Origin of the sequence: Shewanella litoralis, from assembly GCF_009828585.1 — a bacterium.
GTDB classification, from domain to species: Bacteria; Pseudomonadota; Gammaproteobacteria; order Enterobacterales; family Shewanellaceae; genus Shewanella; species Shewanella litoralis.
The window spans coordinates 1-20,966 of record NZ_WSRZ01000025.1; the positions used below are offsets into that span (position 1 = coordinate 1).

Here is a 20,966-nt window from a genome sequence, read left to right on the forward strand (position 1 = left end):
TGAAAAGAAGATTTGCCTAAATCGATCCCAATTACTTTAATAGTAGTCATGATGGTTCGCCTCTTTGATTAGCCTACCCTAAGTTTAGCTTAGCTTAGGGGTGAGGCGGACCATCTAATTAAGCCCCAACTTGTTTTGAGGCTCTTTTACACCATACTTACGTATGTAAATAATGGTACCCGAGGCCAGACTTGAACTGGCACGCCTGATGTTCAACCAGAGCGCGAGGGATTTTGCTTTTGGATTTAATTCTTAACGATAAAACTCAAATTTCAGATATAAAAAATCCCCAACTTATGTTGAGGTTCTTTTACACCATACTTACGTATGTAAATAATGGTACCCGAGGCCAGACTTGAACTGGCACGCTTATTCAGCGAGGGATTTTAAATCCCTTGTGTCTACCGATTCCACCACTCGGGCAAAACTTGTTGTGTTTTGATATCTAATATCAAGGCACTAAATTTTGATTTCCAACAAGTTAACTTAGGTCGTTTTTCGCGTCCCGTTTAACTTGGTGCATACTTTACTGATTTTTTTTTGCCAAGCAACAAAAACTTTATCAGGTTTGAACTGAACGCTTCAAAATTCGTCAATTCGATTTAAATTACAGCAAACTGAGTGAGTTAACAGCAACGCACTCATGTTTAATAATACCATTCCGCATTAATAAGTGACCACTCAGAATGCATCCAGCGGTTTTTGATTAAGGCGTCGCTATGTAGTAATGGTTGTTCCCTTTCAAATAGCGAGAACGCAAAGCAAAAGTCGCTGGGGCATTCCTTTCAGGCGAGTTTTAAAAGGGCTTACACTGCGTTGCATGACTTCGAAAGAGAACAACTATTCATTCAGTCATTCGCCTTGTTTAAGCCCTTTTAAATTCTCGCTGAGAGATCATTTACTAACGTGGAATGGTATAAAATAAAATAACCAACAGCAGAATAAACAGTACGATTAATTTGCTCTAACTGGTGTTAAGCCTTTGCTGCGATTGGTGACTGCATCTTCAATTTCAAAGCCCGCTTCAGACCATACTTGTGCTTCTTCTACATTAAAAGATTCTTTAGCCCAAATAGTTGCGGTATCTAAACTGAAGTTAGCTTGCACCCAACCATTTGCTTCTGTTGCATCAAAACCTCTAACTCGCCAGTTTTGAGCCTGAGTGGCATCAAACCCTATCGATTTCCACTGGCTAATTTCACGCTCTGACATACCTTCCCAGCTTGGGGCTGAAGCACAGCCAACAACCAATAACACCAATAAACCAGCAAACAGTTTCTTCATCATTTTCAAACACTCACAATAATACCCAGGCCCCATAAAGAGCTTGAGCAGAAAGTTTTAATTAATGGTGCGGATCATATCTGAGATTGGGCTTTAAACAAGCAGAATTACATAAAATTACAGTCAATAAAAAAGCCGCTTTAGCGACCTTTAGAGGCAAAACCAACATCATGTGATTAGTCACGCTGACGTGTTGGTTTTCCGTGGTTTGAACCCACTTTATGTTTACGTACAGCACGACGAATTTTAGCACTTTTCACTTTAGAGCGAGCGACACTGTGTTTGTCACTACCCAATAATGAACGTGTTTCAGGATCAAGGCCTGCAAGTTGACGTAAATAGTTTACTTGGTCAATTGGCAATTCAATCCAACCGCCACGAGGCAAGGTTTTTGGTAACTCAACTTGACCATAACGCACACGGATCAAACGGCTCACCTGCACTTCTTGTGATTCCCATAAACGACGCACTTCACGATTGCGTCCTTCACGTAGAGTCACATGCCACCATTGGTTAATGCCTTCGCCGCCAGCCGGTTTGATGCTGTCAAACTGCGCAGGACCATCTTCTAAGGTCACGCCGGTGCGTAAACGTTGTACTGCCGCTTCTGGTACTTCACCAAAAGTACGCACTGCGTATTCACGTTCAACTTCGTTTGATGGATGCATTAAACGGTTAGCAAGTTCACCATCACAGGTAAATAATAATAAACCCGAGGTATTAATATCTAATCGACCTACCGCAACCCAGCGAGCATCACGCACTTTAGGTAAACGTTCAAACACGGTCGTACGACCTTCAGGATCTTTGCGCGAGCAAATTTCACCTTCAGGTTTATGATAAGCCAACACACGACAAACGATGTCGTCAGCTGACTTTAATGAAACGGCACGGCCATCAATACGTATTTTGGCATCAGCCTCGACACGATCGCCTAAACTGGCAATTTCACCGTCAACACTAACTCGGCCTGCAGCAATCCATGCCTCCATCTCACGACGGGAGCCATGGCCTGCACGGGCCAAGACTTTCTGCAATTTTTCACTCATTAGCGGGGACTCTTTAAAGAAATTCTATAGAAAGCAAAAGGTTATTTACTTTTACTTTATTGTCTTTTTAGGATTGTACCCGCCAGTGACGCATACAATTAGAAAAGTGCCAATATTATACGCTGAATGTGACAAACGAGCAAAAAAAACCGCCGACACGGTTAAATGCGTCAGCGGTTTCATCATGAGCCCAACAATAAACTAATGCGCTGTAATGTCCTGGCGATCAAAACGGATGTTAAACAGTAAACTGTACATCACAGGCAATACCACTAGAGTCAGCAATGACGCAAAACCGAGGCCAAAGATAATGGTAATGGCCATTGATCCAAAGAAGGCATCGCTGATTAACGGGATCATCCCCAGCATAGTGGTGATGGCCGCCATCATGACCGGGCGAACACGACTCACACAAGAATGCACTAATGCATTCGTCGGTGCTGCGCCATCATGAAGCTCGAGGTTTATTTGCTCAACCAATACGATACCGTTTTTAATCACCATGCCTGACAAGCTCAGTAAACCAAGCAAGGCCATAAAACTAAATGGCGCGTCAAACAACAGTAAGCCGGCAGATACACCAATAACAGCAAGCGGCACGGTAAACCAAATCACTAACGGTTGCCTTACCGAGTTAAACAGCAATACGGTAATTAAAAACATCGCTAAATAACCGAGCGGAATAGAACTAAATACCGCCGTTTGTGCTTCACCCGCAGATTCATACTCGCCGCCCCACTCAAAGCGATAACCAGCCGGAAGTTCAATGGCTTCGACTTTCGCTTTCACTTTACGATGCACCGAGTCTGCCGTTTCGTCTGAACCCAATTTAGGATCGCCTAATACGGCTAACATGCGGATTCTGTCGCGGCGCATGACCAACGGGTTTTCCCAGTCCGTGGTAAACTCACTAACCACCTGAGTCGCAGGAACAAACGTATTGTTCTCGGCACTCCAGATTTGCATTTTCCACAAGCTATCAGCTTGTAAACGCTCTTCTGCTGGCGCCCGGGCAACAATAGGCAATAAGTGACTGGTTTCGCGATATAAGCCTATCTGTTTACCGCTAAAGTTAAGCAATAAAGCGTTATCCAGATCTTGCTTACTGATACCGGTTTCACGCGCTTGCGCATTCAATAATTGCGGGCGGATCACCGGCACTTGATTGCGCCAATCATGACGAACACTGTCCATTGTAGGTTCGTTATTGAAGATCTCTTTGGCCTGGGTGGCTAACGCACGTAACACTTGTGGGTCTTCACCATAAAAGCGCGCTTCAATTTTAGCGGCTGGCGACGGACCATTTTCCATCATTTTCATACGATATTGCGCTTGCGGGAAGTTCTGCGCTAAAAAACGCTCAACCTCTGGCATATACGCTCTAACCGCATCTAAATCTTCCATTTCAATGATGATCTGAGCAAACGCGGCATAACCTTTTTCAGGCTGATAAGGTAACACAAATCGTTGTGCACCCTGGCCTATCACACTCGACAAATGCACCATACCCGTGCCGTTTTGCTTATCTTCGGCAATCAGCCTGTGTTCAATATCGGTTACAAAACGTTCAGTGGCTTTAATATCTGTACCTTCTGGCATCCACACATCGACAAAGAAGATAGGTGTATTCGACGCAGGAAAAAATACGTTCTTAATATAGCCAAAGCCAAATACTGCCGACACCAACATCACTAGCACTAATAGCAAGGTCGCGATTCTGTATCGCAGAACAATGGATAATGTGCCGCGGTATGCGGTAAATAACCAGCCTTTGTAAGGATCAACTTCTTCATCAGTGGGCTCTGCATCTTTAAACAACACATTACAAAAGAATGGCGTTAAAGTAATGGCGGTGATCCAGCTAATGAACAACGAAATCATCAATACTTGGAATAACGAGCGACAAAACTCACCGGCGGCATTTTGCGATAAACCAATAGGAGCAAAGGCAATAATGGCAATAACCGTTGCACCTAATAATGGCCACTGAGTTTGTGACACAATCAGCTTAGCCGCTTCTAGGCGTGTTTTTCCACGCTGCAATCCAATCAATACTCCTTCGGTGATCACAATCGCGTTATCGACCAACATCCCTAGCGCAATAATTAGTGCCCCTAGCGAGATAAGTTGCAATTCGATCCCAAGCACTTTCATCATAATGAAAGTACCTAAAATGGTCAGTAACAGGATTAGTCCCATTAATAAGCCCGAACGCAAGCCCATAAATAGCAACAACACGGCAATCACAATCGCAATCGATTCAAGCAAGTTAATTAAGAAACCTTTAACCGTGCTATCCACTTCATGACTTTGGTTGTATACCGTATCTAGCGCCATGCCTATGGGACGCTGTGACTCCAACTGCTCAAGGCGCTCGTTAACTCTCTCGCCAACATCAACCACGTTGACACCGCCTGAGAATGAAATCCCCAAGCTCAATGCCAATTGCCCGCGGTTGTGATAAATCACACTCGGGGTTTCATCAAACTCTTTGGCTATACGAGCAATGTCACCCAAATAAATCAGCTCTGTACTGCCCGGTGAACTCACGACTAAACGAGATAATGCGTTAACCGAATTAAACTCACCAGTTGGGTGTAATCGAATCCGGTTATCACCAATCACAATACTGCCTGCATTAGATACAACGTTTTGGTTGTTCACTAAGCTGTATATGTAATTTTGATCTAAGCCTAACGCCGATAATTTTTGTTGTGATATTTCAATGACAACTTGTTCAGTAATGTTACCAATTACGGATACTTTTTTTACCCCGGGAACCAATACCAATTCACGACGTAAATAATCAGCATAATTGCTCAGTTCACGGTTACTAAAATCATCACCAGACAAGTTAAGCAAAATACCGTACACATCGCCAAAGTCATCTATCACTTGCGATGAAGACGTACCGGGCGGTAACTGTCCTTGAGTATCACTCACTTTACGACGCATTTCGTCCCACACCTGTGGCAAACGTTGTTTGTCGTAACTGTCTTTAATTTCAATTTGAATTTGTGATAAGCCAGCACTGTTGATTGAGGTAATGTGTTTTACCCCGTCTAACTGTTGTAATGCATTTTCAAGCGGTAAAGTGACCTCTTCTTCCACTTGTTCTGGTGAGGCTCCAGGGTATGCCGTAATCACCAATGCTTGTTTAATGGTAAATTCTGGAAATTCAAGCTGGCCTAAACCGGTAAAGGCAACGCTACCGCCAATGAGCAGTAACAGGGTAAACATCCAGCTAATGACTTTGTTGTTAATTGAGTACTCAGCAACACTCATCGCTTATACTCCTCGCTGCCAGCGTAAAGGTTTTACTTTCATGCCAACAGACAGTTGTGATAAACCGGCAGCCACAAGAAGATCGCCTTTTTGTATACCCGTTAACACCTCGACACCTTCATTACTCACGCGCCCGAGAGTCACATTTACCGGACTCACTTCACCGCTTTGTGGATCATACTTCCACACCACAACATTAGCGTTAGTGTCATCTTTATCCACTGCCGACATGGGCACTATTGCGGTAAATACGCTTTGGTCTTGAGATGTTTGCGCAATCACTAGCTCGGCGCTCATGCCCGGCAGCAATTGCACGTCTTGCGGTTGTTCTAATGAAAACACCACTTCATAAGCCTGCGTGCCAGGGGTTACCTGGGTAGAATATTCTTTAAAATAGGCATCAAAAACTCTGTCATTCATGGCACTGAAGCGCACCTTGGCTTTTAAATTGTGGGTCACCGTTTGAGCATACTTAGCGACTATCGCTTCAGGCACTTGAATGCTGATGTCGAGTAAGTGATTATTTTGCAGGGTTAACACGCCTTGATTGGCTTGGACGATTTGATGGTTGTCGACCATACGTTTAGCGATAGTGCCACTGAATGGCGCTTCTAAACGGGTATAACTAAGTTGATCTTTAGCAGCTTCTAACGCAGCTTTGGCGGTTTTTAATTGTGCTTTGCTACTGTCAAACTCAGCCTGAGAGATTAATTGACGACTAAACATGGCCTGATTACGGGTAAACTCAGCAGACAAAAACTCGTAATTGGCTTCACTGGTCATTAAGTTGTTTTTCGCATCGCGATCATCCAATTTAGCCAGTAAAAAACCCTGTTTAACCGCTTCCCCTTCAACAAGATCGAGTTTAACCAATTGGCCAGAGACTCTAAACGACAATTCCGCACGGCTATTGGCAGTCACTTTAGCTGGAAACTTATGCACTTTATTAGCTGTTGACTCAGTGATTTCAAATAACTTTACTGGGCGAATGACTTCTTTTTCTACGGTCTTTTCTGCTTGAGAACAACCAGCAAAAAGCACAGTAGCAAGCAATGTTAACGGTAACATTGAGTGATATTTCATCGACAAATCCTTGGTGTTAGGCAGATAACAGACATAAAAGAATGGTATTAAATGATTGATTATTAATTGTGACAATAATAGGCAGACAATACGCTGATTTATGGTTGCAATAAATGGGTTTGTTTGGGAATATCAATCCCATTATTTGAGTTTGACTTCACGATTAATCTACGAGTAATTACCATGAAAACCGAAGACATTGCCTTGTTTCATCGAATTGTAGAAACTGGCAGCATATTAGAAGCCGCAGATTTACTCAATTTACCTAAATCAACAGTGAGCCGAAGGTTACTGTCGCTTGAAGAATCATTAAATATCAAGTTGTTCCATCGCTTAAGCCGCGCGATCTCATTAACTTCGGCTGGCAGTCAATTTTACGAAAAAACCCTGGTGATGTTAGCTGAACTTGATAAAACCATCGCCGATATAACCGACAATAAAGCTGAACTCACCGGCCATTTACGCATTTTGATGTTTCCAGTGCCGCAAATAATGCAAATTGTGAACAAAATATTTGCCTTTATGGATGCAAACCCTAAGTTCACTATTGAAATCATTACCAGTACTGAACCATTGGACATGGTTCGCAATAATATTGATATCGCTTTTATGGTCAATGAAACATTTAGCGAGCTTGATATGGTGGCAAAACCGATCTTGCATGAAGAAATGTGTTTCTTTGCCAGCCCTGAGTACCTTGCAAAAGTTGGCACACCAAAAAGCATCAGCGATATTGAACAACACAATTCAATCTTGTTTCGCTTCCCTAATGGCAAAACCTTTAGCGAGGTACCATTAGCCAATGATGTGCTGCAAGCCGTAAAAGGCAATATATGTACTAATAGTATTCAACTGGCTTATGAAGCCACTCGCCTGGGCCGCGGGATTGGGTATTTACCCCAAGGGATTTGTGTTGAGGATATTGAGCAAGGTAAGCTAATCCGATTATTTGACGAGCTCCCGCCTTATCTCGGTGTGGTGTTTTTAGTCTATCCATCAAGGCGTTTTTTAAGTTTAACAGGTCAACGATTAATCGATTACATGTTAACTGAAATGCCCGTTCAAACCAGTAAGGCTGCTGTCATCAATAATAAAGTGTGGACCTAGAAAACACATTGAATCAATAAACCTCAACGAGATGTAGCAGGTTTACGTGCTAGCTTAATGCGTAAAGTGTTTATCACTTGGATCGACAGTGTCAGCACTTGAGTCGTTGTTTAAGCCATTGTTTGAATTATTATTTGAGTCGTCGTTTAACTCATTAACTTCAGTGTCGCGATCATTGCTAGCGTTTTCAATGGTGCCACTGTCATCAGTATCAATGCGCGTTTCTGTATCATTATCGCTGCTTTCATCTTCAGCGTTATCCAAGGCGATACTGGCTTTATCAAAAAGTGCTTGTAACGATGCTACATCAGTTAAAGCTGGTAGATCGGCCAATTTTTTTAAGCCAAAGTAATCTAAAAATTGAGGAGTTGTCGCGTACAGCGCGGGGCGTCCAGGTACTTCTTTATGGCCAACCGCCTTAATCCAATGGCGATCAAGTAAGCTTTTAATGATATGAGTGCTGATGGCTACACCACGAATTTGCTCAATATCACCACGAGTCACCGGCTGCCTATAGGCAATAACCGCAAGGGTTTCCATGGTGGCACGTGAGTATTTAGGGGCTTTTTCTTGCCAAAGCGGCTGTAAAAATGGGCTAAGCATTTCTTGAGTTTGAAAACGATAACCACTGGCTACTTTTACCAGTTGTACGCCGCGATCTTGATAATCGAGCTGAAGTTCATCGAGGGCTTCTTGAATACGCACGCGTGAGACAGTAAAGTTAGCCAATACGGTTTCTTTTAAGACTTTGATTGATAGTGGTTTACCCAGTACAAACAAACTGGCTTCGATTAATTGTTTAAGCTGAATGGCATTGATTTGATTCATGGGCTTAGTTCTAAAGACTCAATAAGATAAACACTAAAAAGCTTTAACATAAATAGGCGAAAACGGCTCATTTTGCACTAATTCCACCAGCAACTCTTTCACCAGTTCCATTAACGCTAAAAAGCTCACCACCACGCCCGCCCGGCCTTCCGTTACATCAAATAGACGCTCAAAACCAATAAAGTCGGTACTCGATAACATGGCTAAAATCTGGCTCATGCGCTCACGGGTTGATAATTGTTCGCGTTTTACATGATGGTCTTCGTTAGCATCAATGCGTTTTAACACTTCACCAAAGGCGCGAGCAATGTCGGCTAACGACACTTCAGGAGGCACAACGACAGGCTTAATACCCGGCGCAGCGACCACAGAGGCTTGAAACACATCGCGCTCTATTCGCGGTAATTCATCTAAATCGGCCGCAGCTTGCTTAATCACCTCGTAGGCTTTTAACTGTCGAATAAGCACCACTCGAGGATCTTCTTCCTCATCGTCTTCATGTGCCATTTTAGGCAGCAATAAGCGTGATTTAATTTCGGCTAAAGTGGCCGCCATCACCAAATAATCTGCGGCTAATTCAATTCGTGCTTCGGTCAATATCTCAATATAAATTAAATACTGCTGAGTAATTTGCGAAATGGGTAAATCAACCACATCCAGCTTTTGCTTACGAATTAAGTACAGCAGTAGATCCAGTGGTCCCTCAAAGGTTTCTAAAAACACCTCAAGCGCCTCAGGCGGAATAAACAAGTCAAGTGGCATGCTGTCCATTGCTTGGCCGCGCACCACAGCAAGTGGAAGGCTTTGTTGACTGCCTTGCATGATTATTCCTTAATACTCAAACAGAACGATTGCTTATTCAAATGCACTGGTATCGCCTGCGCCGCGGCGTAAAATAACCACTTCATCTTCTGACATATCAATCACTGTGGTTTGCTTCTCAGGTAAGTAACCGCCGTGAATAATACCATCCACTAGATGCTCTAAAATATCGCGAATATGCTCAGGATCTGATTCAGCAAATTGCTCGTTTGGCATCACCAAACTGGTGCTCATCATCGGCTCATCAAGGGCTTCAAGCAGAGCTAAAGCAATTAAGTTGTTCGGCACACGGATACCAATAGTGCGTTTTTTATCGCACTGTAAACGGCGCGGCACTTCTTTAGTCGCTTTAAAAATAAAAGTATACGGCCCTGGGGTGCAGCTTTTAAGTAAGCGATACGCCTGGTTGTCTACGCGGGCAAAGTTAGCAAGCTCAGATAAGTCACGGCACATTAACGAAAAGTTAGTGTCGTTTTCAATCTGACGAATACGCACCATGCGTGTCATGGCATTTTTGTCGCCAATCATACAACCTAATGCATAACCCGAGTCGGTAGGATATACAATCACCCCACCTTGTTTAAGAATCGCCACAGCCTGGTTTATTAACCGCGCTTGTGGGTTTTCATCGTGAATATAGAAAAATTGACTCATGTCCGTTCCATCCAATTTTGAGATTGCCAAACCCACTCAACACCCTGGGGTTGGTATAAGTTTTTGCCTAGTTCAATCCAATTACTAGGAAAATGAAAATCACTGCCCACAGACGCAAGCAGGTTATTAAGTTTACTCAGAGCAATAAGATTATTTCGGTCGTCCAGTGTTTGCTGGCCCAAAATTACTTCCATTGCATCGCCGCCCGCTTCTGCATATTCGCGCACTAAACGCTTAAGCCACTTTGCCGACAATTTATAACCACTTGGGTGAGCTAACACCGCAAGGCCACCCGCTTGATGAATATGTTCAATGGCACTGGCCATGTCACCCCAATTATTGGGCACATAACCGGTTTTTCCGCGGGCTAAATACTTTTTAAACACGCTAGGCATATCTGTCGCATGGCCATTGTCCGCTAGCCAACGTGCATAATGCCCACGGCTTAATGCGGCATCGCCTGCAATGGCTTTAGCACCTTCATAAGCCCCTTCAATGCCTGCTTTAGCTAGGCGCTCGCCAATCTCTTGAGCGCGCACTTCACGCAACTCGCGTTGTTGGGTTAAAAAGTCTAAAAGGCCCGTGTGGGTAATATCGACGTTAAGGCCCACAATATGAATATCAAAACTGTTCCAACGCGTCGATATTTCACAACCGTTAATCAGTTTCAATGGCGTTGCATGTGCAAGGTTTGCAATATGTGCTTCTGCTAAACCGCCAACGGTGTCGTGGTCGGTAATAGCAAACATCTCGACGCCCTTTTCAATGGCGCGAGAAATTAATTGAGTGGGTGTAAGTTGACCGTCTGATGCGGTCGTGTGGCTGTGAAGATCGGCCAATAGAGTCTCTGTAATCATCTGTTTATTGTACAAGAATACCAATAAAAATACTGCTGGGATTAGTGAATTAATTATGTCAAATAACAACTATTTTTAGGGTAAAGCTGCGCTTTGCGTTCAATAAATCAACAATAGACACTACTGGATACATTTTTCAGTGTTTTTGAGTAATATTCAATTGACTTTATAGCCCAGCTGGGTTTTCCTATAGGCACGAAATACAGAACTTAATATAGCGATTAACAATGACACACTCTTTAGCTTCATTACACATTACTTGGTGGTGGCACTTCCCAAATTAACGGGTGGTGTGAAGCGTTGTGCTCATTTTTAAGAGACAAGATTTTACCAGAAAGCCCGCAGAGATGTGGGCTTTCTTGTTATTTGGCCCATCGGATTACTCGGGTTAAACAGCAGTTAAGGTGACCAGATGATAAACATTAATACACAAGGAGCGGCAGCATAGTGACGACTACAGTGATCACACCAAACCAACTCGCTCAGGTTAGCACGCAAAAACAAGCGTTAACCTACCATACTGATCCGTTAAATCTGTATCAGCATGTTACCCAAAATGCGCCGCATACTATGCTGCTAGAATCCGCTGAGGTCGAAAGTAAAGATCATCTTAAAAGCATCGTGTTAACCCATGCCGCCATGATGATCCGCTGTGACGGTTATCAACTGACCTTTAGCGCACTAACTGAAAACGGCGCCAGCTTACTTGAGCCAATTGCCACATTCTTTAATCACGCCGGATTACAACGTCAGCCAAAACAATTAATCGTCACCTTACAAAAAGCCACCGAGCTACAAGATGAAGATGCGCGCTTAAAATCGACCTCACCGCTTGATGGTTTACGCATGTTTGTGCAGCACATTCACACAAACAATGCGGTTAAATTTGAAGACTTATTTTTAGGTGGCGTACTGGCATATGACTTAATTGACACTGTAGAGCCGCTTCCTGCCGCGCCCAATGCCAATAACGATTGCCCAGATTATTTGTTCTACCTCGCAGAAACCTTGATATTAATTGATCACCAAACTAAGCAAGCAGACATTGTCAGTCATCAATTTAATCAAGACCCAGCCATTAAAGCGCAGCTGCAAACACAAATCGATAGCGTCAGTCAGCAATGTACGACTCTGGGCGATGTCGCTCTATTAGCACCGATTGACGCTGAAGCTGAAGTGAACATCAGCGACGAGCAATTCAAAAAAACAGTCGTCGATTTAAAAGAGCACATTGTTGCTGGCGATATTTTCCAGGTCGTGCCCTCTCGTTGTTTCAGCTTGCCTTGCCCTAATACATTAGGAGCATACCGCGCCTTAAGACTGACCAACCCAAGCCCATATATGTTTTATTTCCGCGGCCCAGATTTCACCTTATTTGGTGCCTCACCAGAAAGCGCCTTGAAATACGACGCGGCCAGCAATCAGGTAGAAGTGTATCCAATTGCCGGCACCCGTAAACGCGGTAAAAATGCCCAAGGCGAAATCGACTTTGATTTAGACAGCCGTATCGAACTTGAGCTGCGTTTAGACAAAAAAGAGTTGTCTGAGCATTTAATGCTGGTCGACTTAGCCCGCAACGACATTGCCCGTATTAGCCAAAGCGGCAGTCGTAAAGTGGCCGAATTACTTAAAGTAGACCGTTACTCGCACGTGATGCACCTTGTGAGTCGTGTTACTGGTCAGTTACGCAGTGATTTAGATGCCCTGCACGCTTATCAAGCCTGTATGAACATGGGCACCTTAGTCGGTGCGCCAAAAGTACGCGCATCACAATTGGTGCGTGAAGCGGAACAAGCTCGTCGCGGCAGTTATGGTGGTGCTGTAGGTTATGTTAACGGTTTGGGCGACATGGATACCTGTATCGTGATTCGCTCAGCGTTTGTCAAAAATAACGTTGCTTACATTCAAGCCGGTGCCGGTGTGGTATTCGACTCAGATCCACAAGCCGAAGCCGATGAAACCCGTCAAAAAGCTCAGGCGGTCATTTCGGCCATTAAAATGGGAGGTGGCCTATGAGCAACACTCACCCACAAGCGAGCGCTAAAATGAAATTATACCTACTTGATAACTTCGACTCGTTTACCTACAACCTTGTGGATCAATTCCGCAGTTTAGGCTGTGAAGTATTAATTTATCGTAACGATGTGAGCGCCGACTATTTAGCTGAAAAACTGATTAACGAAACCGGCAAAGCAGCCTTAGTATTATCGCCAGGTCCTGGCGCGCCACACGAAGCTGGCTGCATGATGGAGCTTATCGGTAAGGTTGCCGGCAAAGTGCCTATGTTAGGCATTTGTTTAGGTCATCAAGCCATGGCGGAATACTACGGCGGTAAAGTTGAGCGCGCGCCATTTGTAGTACACGGTAAAGCCAGCCCAACATTTCATAATGGCCAGGGCGTATTTGCTAACTTACCATCGCCACTGCCTGTTGCCCGTTACCACAGCCTAGTGGCCACTCGCGTGCCAGATTGCCTAGAGGTTATCGCCACAACCGAGGATATGCCGATGGCAATATTACACCCACAGCATCAAGCTATTGGTTTTCAGTTTCATCCAGAGTCAATTTTAACCACCTTAGGTAGCCAATTGTTAACGCAAACACTGGCTTATTTAACCCAAGACAATACCGCTAGTGGAGGCGCATAATGGCTAATTTACAAGCTTTATTCGACCAACTCTACCAGGGGCAACACCTCAGCCGTGAACAAACCGCAGAGCTGTTTAGCACGATTATTGCGGGCGAAATGGAACCGGCCACCATGGCTGGAATGTTAGTGGCTCTTAAAATGCGCGGCGAAACCATTGACGAAATCACTGGTGCTGCAGATGCTTTAAGACACGCCGCTAAGGCGTTCCCTCGCTCTAAAGCATCGATAGAGACTGGGATTGTCGATATTGTCGGCACAGGCGGCGATGGTTATAACACCATTAATATTTCAACCACGGCAGCCTTTGTGGCCGCCGCTGCTGGCGCTAAAGTGGCCAAACATGGCAACCGCAGCGTGTCGAGTAAATCTGGCTCATCTGACTTATTATCTCATTGCGGTATTGCCCTAACCATGGCTCCTGAAGCGGCAAGCCAATGTTTAGATGAATTGGGATTATGTTTTTTATTTGCACCGCATTATCACGGTGGCGTAAAGCATGCGGTGCCGGTTCGAGCGGCACTCAAAACCCGCACCATTTTCAACGTGCTTGGGCCATTAATTAATCCAGCTAAGCCTGAGTCAATGCTACTTGGGGTTTACTCGCTCGAATTGATTGAACCGATAGCACAAGTGCTCAATGCCCTTGGGGTAAAACGCGCCATGGTTGTCTATGGTAGCGGCTTAGATGAAGTGGCACTGCACGATATTACCCATGTAGCAGAACTAAAAGACGGCGTGGTACGTACTTATCAGCTTACCCCTGAGGACCTTGGGGTCACGCGCGCTGATATCACCACGCTGACAGGCGGCGAGCCAAGTGACAATGCGCTGATTACTCAAGCCATTTTACAAGGACAAGGCCAGAGCGCACATCGTGATGCGGTTGCCATCAATGCTGGCTGCGCCTTGTACGTTAGCGGTATTTGCGACTCTGTTGCACAAGGCACACAGCTCGCATTAGCCACCTTAGCCACAGGCAAAGCCTACACACTTTTAACCGATTTAGCCGCTGCTAGCCAAGCTGGAGAAAACAATGAGTAACCCAGAAAGTAATGTATTAACGCGCATTGTTGATACTAAAGTTGCCCATATTGCTGCCCTTAAACTGCGCTTTCCTGAAGCCAGTTTGCAGCCTAAAATATCTGATCGCAGTTTATACTCGGCGCTTAAAGCGCCTAATGCACAGTTTATTTTAGAATGTAAAAAAGCCAGTCCGTCTAAAGGACTTATCCGCCCAGATTTTAACGTCGAAGCCATTGCCGATATTTACAATCATTATGCTGCGGGTATTTCGGTGTTAACAGACGAAGAATTTTTCCAGGGCGACATGGATTACATTCCACGGGTTCGCGATCGAGTGACTCAACCTATCATCTGTAAAGATTTCTTTATCGACCCATATCAAGCGAAGCTCGCGGCCCATCAAGGCGCTGATGCCATTTTATTAATGCTGTCGGTGCTCGATGATAACCAATATCGCTTGCTCGCCGACGAAGCGGCTAAGTATCAACTCGATACCTTAACGGAAGTCAGTAATCAGCCAGAACTCATACGTGCGATTGATCTTAATGCGCCGATTATTGGTATTAACAATCGCAACCTACGTGACTTGAGCACCGATTTAGCCACTACCGAACTTTTGGCGCCGCAAATCCCTGCGGATCGCGTGGTGATTAGCGAGTCAGGCATTTATAACCACCAGCAAACACGTCGCCTTAACCCGTTAGTGGATGGCTACCTTGTTGGTAGTTCAATCATGGCACAAGATGATATTGACCTTGCCTGTCGTCAGTTGATTTATGGCAACAATAAAGTCTGTGGTTTAACCCGTATTGATGACATTGCGGCTGCAGCTAAAGCAGGTGCCGTATTTGGTGGGTTAATTTTCCATCCTAAATCGCCACGAGCCGTCAGCGAAGCAACAGCCGCACAACTTATTGCCCAAATGCAGCAACAACACATCGCACTTAATATGGTCGGGGTGTTTGTTAATGAACAGATTGAAACCATTGCAACCTTAGCGCAAACACTCAAGCTTTTTGCAGTGCAATTACACGGCAATGAAACCGAACTTGAAATTGATGCCCTGCGCGCATTGCTGACACAAAAGCAGCTCAGTACACAAATTTGGAAAGCCATTGCCATCGACAATCAAACCGGTGCAGTGGCAAATATACCGCAAGGTGCTGACCGATATTTGTATGACAGCAAATCGGCCGAGCAATTTGGCGGTACAGGCCAAACCTTTAACTGGCAAGCTGACATCGACAATAAAGCCGATGCCATGTTGGCTGGCGGTTTAACACCCGATAACGTTTATCAGGCCAGCCAGCAAGGCTTTTATGGGGTAGACATCAACTCTGGTGTAGAATCAGCCCCTGGTCATAAAGATCATCAAAAACTGATTGAAGCATTCACCCAATTACGCCGTAACTAATTTGCACATTACGACACAATTTTTAGCGATAACACGATTACTCGAAGGGAACATTTATGACCGAGCTCAAGCTTAACCCTTATTTCGGCGAATACGGCGGCATGTACGTACCGCAAATTCTAGTACCAGCCTTAAAGCAACTTGAAACCGCCTTTGTTGAGGCGCAGCAAGATGAAAGCTTTCAAGCTGAATTTACCGACTTATTGAAAAACTATGCGGGTCGCCCAACAGCATTGACCTTAACCCGTAACTTAAGCCCGAACCCAATGGTAAAAATTTACCTCAAGCGTGAAGACTTACTCCACGGCGGCGCGCACAAAACAAACCAGGTATTAGGCCAGGCATTATTGGCTAAACGCATGGGTAAAAAAGAAATTATTGCCGAAACGGGTGCAGGCCAACATGGTGTAGCAACCGCTCTAGCCTGCGCGCTTTTAGGTTTAAAATGTAAAGTCTATATGGGCGCAAAAGACATTGAACGCCAGTCGCCAAATGTGTTCCGCATGAAGCTAATGGGCGCTGAAGTTATCCCTGTCACCTCTGGCTCATCTACCCTAAAAGATGCCTGTAACGAAGCCATGCGCGACTGGTCTGCTAGCTACGACAAAGCGCATTACTTATTAGGCACCGCCGCGGGTCCACATCCCTTCCCAACAATTGTGCGTGAGTTCCAGCGCATGATTGGCGAAGAAACTAAAAAGCAAATGCTTGAAAAAGAAGGTCGCTTGCCAGATGCCGTTATCGCCTGTGTTGGTGGTGGCTCAAACGCCATTGGTATGTTTGCCGACTTTATCGATGAGCCATCAGTTGAGCTGATTGGTGTAGAGCCTGCTGGTAAAGGTATCGACACCCCAATGCACGGCGCGCCGCTTAAACATGGTAAAACCGGCATATTCTTTGGGATGAAGTCACCGTTAATGCAAGACAGTTCAGGACAAATTGAAGAATCATACTCAGTGTCTGCCGGGCTTGATTTCCCGTCAGTTGGACCACAACATGCGCACTTAAATGCCATAGGCCGTGCTCGTTACGAGTCTGCAACCGATGATGAAGCACTAGACATGTTCCAAACTCTGGCTCGCTGTGAAGGGATTATTCCTGCATTAGAATCTGCCCACGCACTGGCGTATGCCGTTCGTATGGCAAAAGAAGCCACTAAAGAAACCATCCTCGTGGTTAACTTATCAGGACGTGGTGACAAAGATATTTTCACCGTGGCAGATATTCTAGAAGCCAAACAAAAGGAGAGCGGCAATGAGTAACCGTTATCAAGCAACATTTGCAGCCCTTAAAGCCCAACAAAAAGGCGCGTTCGTTCCGTTTGTGACCATTGGCGACCCAGGCCTTGAGCTATCGTTAAAAATTATTCAAACCTTGGTTGATAATGGCGCCGACGCCCTTGAATTAGGCTTTCCGTTTTCAGACCCACTTGCTGACGGCCCAGTCATTCAAGGTGCCAATTTGCGCTCTTTAGCCGCAGGCACTAAACCTGATGATTGTTTTGAGCTTATCGCTAAAATCCGCGCACAACACCCAGACTTACCAATCGGCTTATTACTGTACGCAAACTTGGTGTTTGCTAACGGTATCGACGCATTTTATGCCAAAGCCCAAGCTGCTGGCGTTGATTCAGTATTAATTGCCGACGTGCCTGTTGAAGAGTCAGCACCTTTTGGTCAAGCAGCTAAAGCACAAGGCATTGCGCCTATTTTTATTGCGCCTCCTAATGCCGACGCTGATACATTAAAACTGGTGAGCGAACGCGGCGAAGGCTACACCTACTTACTGTCTCGTGCGGGCGTAACAGGTACTGAGTCAAAAGCAGGCCAACCGATTGAAAATATCTTAGCCCAGCTTGCAGAGTTTAATGCCCCACCTCCATTACTGGGCTTTGGTATTGCCGAGCCTGAGCAAGTGCGTGCCGCAATTAGCGCTGGTGCTGCCGGTGCTATTTCAGGGTCTGCTGTGGTTAAAATTATTGAAGCGCATCAACATGATGAAGCCACACTGTTGGCTAAGCTAGCTGAGTTTACCCGCGCAATGAAAGCGGCAACTTAAGACATATTGATGCATAGCTAATCAACTTGAAGAAGCTGGTATATAAAAGAGCAACTCGTTTGCTCTTTTTTTTATGCTCACTATACTCAATAGCATGCGATTACATCGGAGCTTAGCGTGCTATGACACGTTCGTTGATAAGGATTTTAACGATAGCCATTCTTTTTATATGCGGTGGAGTTAATACCACTGCAGCGCCAGCTCAGCCTAAAAATATCATTCATTATAATGCCTCGATTCAGGGCACCGATCCTAAACAAGCTTACTTCATTTCGTTACTCGATCTCGCTTTAGAAAAAAGCCGTGATCGATATGGTGATTATCAAACTAATGCCGTAATGATTGAGATGCCTCAAGGTCGTGCACTTAAAATGGTGGCAGAAAATAAGATGATTGACGTGGTGTGGAGCATGACTAGCATTGAAAGAGAAGCGCAATTACAAGCGGTTTACATTCCTTTATTAAAGGGGTTAATGGGCTACAGAATTGGACTCATTCGTAAAAGCGATCGCGCTAAATTTGCAAAAATGGATGTCAATAGTATTAAGCAAACATTAATGGGACAAGGCGCAGACTGGCCCGATGTAGATATTTTGAGTAGTAATGGTTTTAACGTTATTGCCGGGGGCGATCAACAACTCATCGCCATGTTATTAAAAGGACGATTTGACTATTACCCTCGTGCGATGCATGAACCCTGGCGAGATTTAGCGCGTTATCCAGACATCATCCTAGATACACGTTTTTTACTTATTTACCCTGCACCAATCTATTTTTTCGTCAATAAAGAGAATACGCTATTAGCTGAGCGAATTGAGTATGGCCTGCGAAAATCGATTGTGGATGGCAGTTTTGACGATCTATTTTATCATCACCCTATTACTCAAGATATGCTCAAAAAATCTCTATTAGATCAAAGAACAGAAATTGTATTAAACAACCCTTATCTCTCGAAGAAAAGTGCTTCTTTACTTAACGAACCACAATTGTGGATTACCTTAAAACCCCAAATCACCCCAAGTTATCAATAGCACAAGCTTGCAGTTCATAAACGCCATGTCCTCATGTACAATTGAGCCATATTTTTTTGTTGAGTGCATTGCCATCATGGTTAACTGCATTTTTTCTGTTTGAGAGATTTATGAAGCAACTGTTAGATTTTTTACCTTTAGTGATCTTTTTTGCCGTGTATAAGTTTTACGATATTTACACCGCAACGGGCGTATTAATCGCGGCAACGGCCATTCAATTAGTCGTCACCTACTTATTGTATAAACACATTGAAAAGATGCATTTAGCCACCTTTGCAATGGTGACGGTATTTGGTTCGTTAACCTTATTTTTCCATGATGACGCCTTCATCAAATGGAAAGTCACCATCGTTTACGCTTTATTTGCGATGGGATTAATTGTGTCACAAGTCATGGGAAAACCTGCGCTGAAAAGCATGTTAGGAAAAGAAATGACCGTAGACGATAAAATCTGGACTCAGCTCACATGGTATTGGGTCAGTTTTTTTGTATTATGTGGTTTAGCAAATATTTATATTGCCTTTAGTTTACCGCTGGAAACCTGGGTAAACTTCAAGGTGTTCGGCCTTACTGCCCTCACCTTAATTAATACTGTAATAACCGTTATTTATCTTTATAAACATATGCAAGAAGATCCAATTAAACCAGAAGATGGTCAGTGATCATCAATTCGTATTTCAATAAGGAAGCCGTCAATATGTGGTACATGATTTCATCTCAAGACGTAGAAAATAGCTTAGAAAAACGTTTATCAGTTCGTGCAGACCATTTAGCTCGCTTACAAGCGTTAGCTGATGAAGGTCGCTTATTAACCGCAGGGCCACACCCAGCCATTGACAACGAAAACCCAGGTGAAGCTGGCTTTACCGGTTCACTGGTGGTTGCTGATTTCCCGTCTTTAGAAGCTGCGCAAGCCTGGGCTGACGTTGACCCATATATTGCTGCTGGTGTTTATAAAAGCGTTATCGTTAAGCCATTTAAGCGAGTATTGCCTTAATGAAGATTGTTTCATTTAACATTAACGGCCTGCGCGCACGCTTGCATCAATTACAAGCGCTGATCGACAGCCACTCGCCTGACATTATTGGCCTGCAAGAAACCAAAGTGCACGACGAAGCCTTCCCATTAGCAGACGTTGAAGCCATGGGGTATAAGGTTCATTATCATGGTGGTAAAGCCCATTATGGTGTGGCTATGCTGTCTAAGGCTGAGCCTTTAAACATTATTAAAGGCTTTGAAACCGACGAAGAAGATGCCCAGCGCCGTTTAATCATTGGTCAGTTCAAACAAGATAATGGCCGTACATTAACCGTATTCAATGGTTATTTCCCTCAAGGCGAAAACATTAGCCATGAAACGAAATACCCAGCCAAACGTAAGTTTTACCAAGATTTGATGCTGCACCTAGAAAAGCACCATCACGCAGATGAAGATATCGCGATTATTGGTGATATTAATATTTCACCCGCTGATTTAGATATCGGTATTGGCGATGTGAATGCAAAGCGTTGGTTAAAAACCGGTAAATGCAGCTTTCAGCCTGAAGAACGTGAATGGTTAGCGCGTTTACAACAATGGGGATTTATTGACAGTTTCCGTCATTTACACCCAAGTCGCACTGAGCGTTATTCATGGTTTGATTATCGCAGCAAAGGTTTTGATGACAACCGCGGCCTGCGCATTGATGTGATTTTGGTCACTCAGCCAATGGTTGCTCGCCTTCTTGAATCTGACGTTGATTATGATTTACGCGGCATTGAAAAGCCGTCTGATCATGCGCCTATCTGGACAACATTAAGTTAAGTTCAGCAATAAACAGTC

18 protein-coding genes, 1 tRNA gene and 1 pseudogene are annotated in these 20,966 nt (G+C 44.3%); 11 read left to right on the plus strand and 9 right to left on the minus strand.

Features of this window, described 5'->3' with window-relative positions; genetic code table 11:
* Positions 1–337 precede the first annotated feature (337 nt).
* From GQA99_RS16930 to GQA99_RS16950, 5 genes are all read right to left on the minus strand, one after another.
* Positions 338–423: transfer RNA gene (locus GQA99_RS16930), tRNA-Leu, on the minus strand.
* 531 nt (positions 424–954) lie between these two features.
* Positions 955–1,287 (minus strand): hypothetical protein, encoded by a 333-nt coding sequence (locus tag GQA99_RS16935; RefSeq protein ID WP_229785961.1) that lies wholly within the window; start codon positions 1,285–1,287, stop codon positions 955–957.
* Between the two features lie 173 nt (positions 1,288–1,460).
* Positions 1,461–2,333 (minus strand): 23S rRNA pseudouridine(2605) synthase RluB, encoded by an 873-nt coding sequence (rluB, locus tag GQA99_RS16940; protein ID WP_160055882.1) that lies wholly within the window; start codon positions 2,331–2,333, stop codon positions 1,461–1,463.
* 201 nt (positions 2,334–2,534) lie between these two features.
* Complete coding sequence (locus GQA99_RS16945; RefSeq protein ID WP_160055884.1) at positions 2,535–5,618, minus strand: efflux RND transporter permease subunit; 3,084 nt, start codon at positions 5,616–5,618, stop codon at positions 2,535–2,537.
* Positions 5,619–5,621: 3 nt separating this feature from the next.
* Entirely contained in the window at positions 5,622–6,701 is a 1,080-nt protein-coding gene (locus GQA99_RS16950) for an efflux RND transporter periplasmic adaptor subunit (protein WP_160055886.1), read from the minus strand.
* 183 nt (positions 6,702–6,884) lie between these two features.
* Here GQA99_RS16950 and GQA99_RS16955 point away from each other — a divergent pair, with 183 nt between their 5' ends.
* The gene (locus tag GQA99_RS16955) at positions 6,885–7,808 is read left to right on the plus strand and encodes a LysR family transcriptional regulator (protein ID WP_170293567.1); all 924 of its coding nucleotides are present in this window, start codon (positions 6,885–6,887) and stop codon (positions 7,806–7,808) included.
* Positions 7,809–8,042: 234 nt separating this feature from the next.
* Here GQA99_RS16955 and scpB read toward each other — a convergent pair.
* From scpB to rnm, 4 genes and pseudogenes are all read right to left on the minus strand, one after another.
* Positions 8,043–8,636, minus strand: a pseudogene (gene scpB / locus GQA99_RS16960) (SMC-Scp complex subunit ScpB); the annotation flags it as partial.
* Positions 8,637–8,669: 33 nt separating this feature from the next.
* Entirely contained in the window at positions 8,670–9,458 is a 789-nt protein-coding gene (locus GQA99_RS16965) for a segregation and condensation protein A (RefSeq protein WP_160055892.1), read from the minus strand.
* A 33-nt stretch (positions 9,459–9,491) separates the two neighbouring features.
* Entirely contained in the window at positions 9,492–10,112 is a 621-nt protein-coding gene (locus tag GQA99_RS16970; RefSeq protein ID WP_160055894.1) for an L-threonylcarbamoyladenylate synthase, read from the minus strand.
* Positions 10,109–10,969, minus strand: a complete 861-nt coding sequence (rnm, locus tag GQA99_RS16975; protein ID WP_160055896.1) for an RNase RNM — start codon at positions 10,967–10,969, stop codon at positions 10,109–10,111. Before rnm ends, GQA99_RS16970 begins: the two co-directional genes overlap by 4 nt.
* Before the next feature lie 444 nt (positions 10,970–11,413).
* Here rnm and GQA99_RS16980 point away from each other — a divergent pair, with 444 nt between their 5' ends.
* The 10 genes from GQA99_RS16980 (at position 11,414) to xthA (ending at position 20,948) form a co-directional block, all read left to right on the plus strand.
* Positions 11,414–12,985 (plus strand): anthranilate synthase component 1, encoded by a 1,572-nt coding sequence (locus GQA99_RS16980; protein ID WP_189386257.1) that lies wholly within the window; start codon positions 11,414–11,416, stop codon positions 12,983–12,985.
* A gap of 29 nt (positions 12,986–13,014) precedes the next feature.
* Positions 13,015–13,617 carry an aminodeoxychorismate/anthranilate synthase component II gene (locus GQA99_RS16985; protein ID WP_160055966.1) on the plus strand — a complete coding sequence of 201 codons (603 nt, stop codon included), beginning with the start codon at positions 13,015–13,017 and terminating at the stop codon, positions 13,615–13,617.
* Positions 13,617–14,660 carry an anthranilate phosphoribosyltransferase gene (gene trpD / locus GQA99_RS16990; RefSeq protein ID WP_373291452.1) on the plus strand — a complete coding sequence of 348 codons (1,044 nt, stop codon included), beginning with the start codon at positions 13,617–13,619 and terminating at the stop codon, positions 14,658–14,660. The genes GQA99_RS16985 and trpD overlap by 1 nt, the downstream gene beginning before the upstream one ends.
* Positions 14,653–16,056: a bifunctional indole-3-glycerol-phosphate synthase TrpC/phosphoribosylanthranilate isomerase TrpF gene (gene trpCF / locus GQA99_RS16995; RefSeq protein WP_160055898.1), complete on the plus strand. Its 1,404-nt coding sequence runs from the start codon at positions 14,653–14,655 to the stop codon at positions 16,054–16,056. Before trpD ends, trpCF begins: the two co-directional genes overlap by 8 nt.
* 56 nt (positions 16,057–16,112) lie before the next feature.
* Positions 16,113–17,318, plus strand: coding sequence for a tryptophan synthase subunit beta (trpB, locus tag GQA99_RS17000; RefSeq protein ID WP_160055900.1), 1,206 nt, complete (start codon positions 16,113–16,115; stop codon positions 17,316–17,318).
* On the plus strand, positions 17,311–18,114 hold the full coding sequence (trpA, locus tag GQA99_RS17005) for a tryptophan synthase subunit alpha (protein ID WP_160055902.1): 804 nt from the start codon (positions 17,311–17,313) through the stop codon (positions 18,112–18,114). Before trpB ends, trpA begins: the two co-directional genes overlap by 8 nt.
* A 122-nt stretch (positions 18,115–18,236) precedes the next feature.
* The gene (locus tag GQA99_RS17010; RefSeq protein WP_160055904.1) at positions 18,237–19,145 is read left to right on the plus strand and encodes a transporter substrate-binding domain-containing protein; all 909 of its coding nucleotides are present in this window, start codon (positions 18,237–18,239) and stop codon (positions 19,143–19,145) included.
* Positions 19,146–19,255: 110 nt separating this feature from the next.
* The gene (locus GQA99_RS17015; protein WP_160055906.1) at positions 19,256–19,807 is read left to right on the plus strand and encodes a septation protein A; all 552 of its coding nucleotides are present in this window, start codon (positions 19,256–19,258) and stop codon (positions 19,805–19,807) included.
* Between the two features lie 35 nt (positions 19,808–19,842).
* A complete protein-coding gene (locus GQA99_RS17020; RefSeq protein ID WP_160055908.1) occupies positions 19,843–20,142 on the plus strand; it encodes a YciI family protein in 300 nt (99 codons plus the stop codon).
* Positions 20,142–20,948, plus strand: a complete 807-nt coding sequence (gene xthA, locus GQA99_RS17025; RefSeq protein ID WP_160055910.1) for an exodeoxyribonuclease III — start codon at positions 20,142–20,144, stop codon at positions 20,946–20,948. Before GQA99_RS17020 ends, xthA begins: the two co-directional genes overlap by 1 nt.
* Positions 20,949–20,966 lie beyond the last annotated feature (18 nt).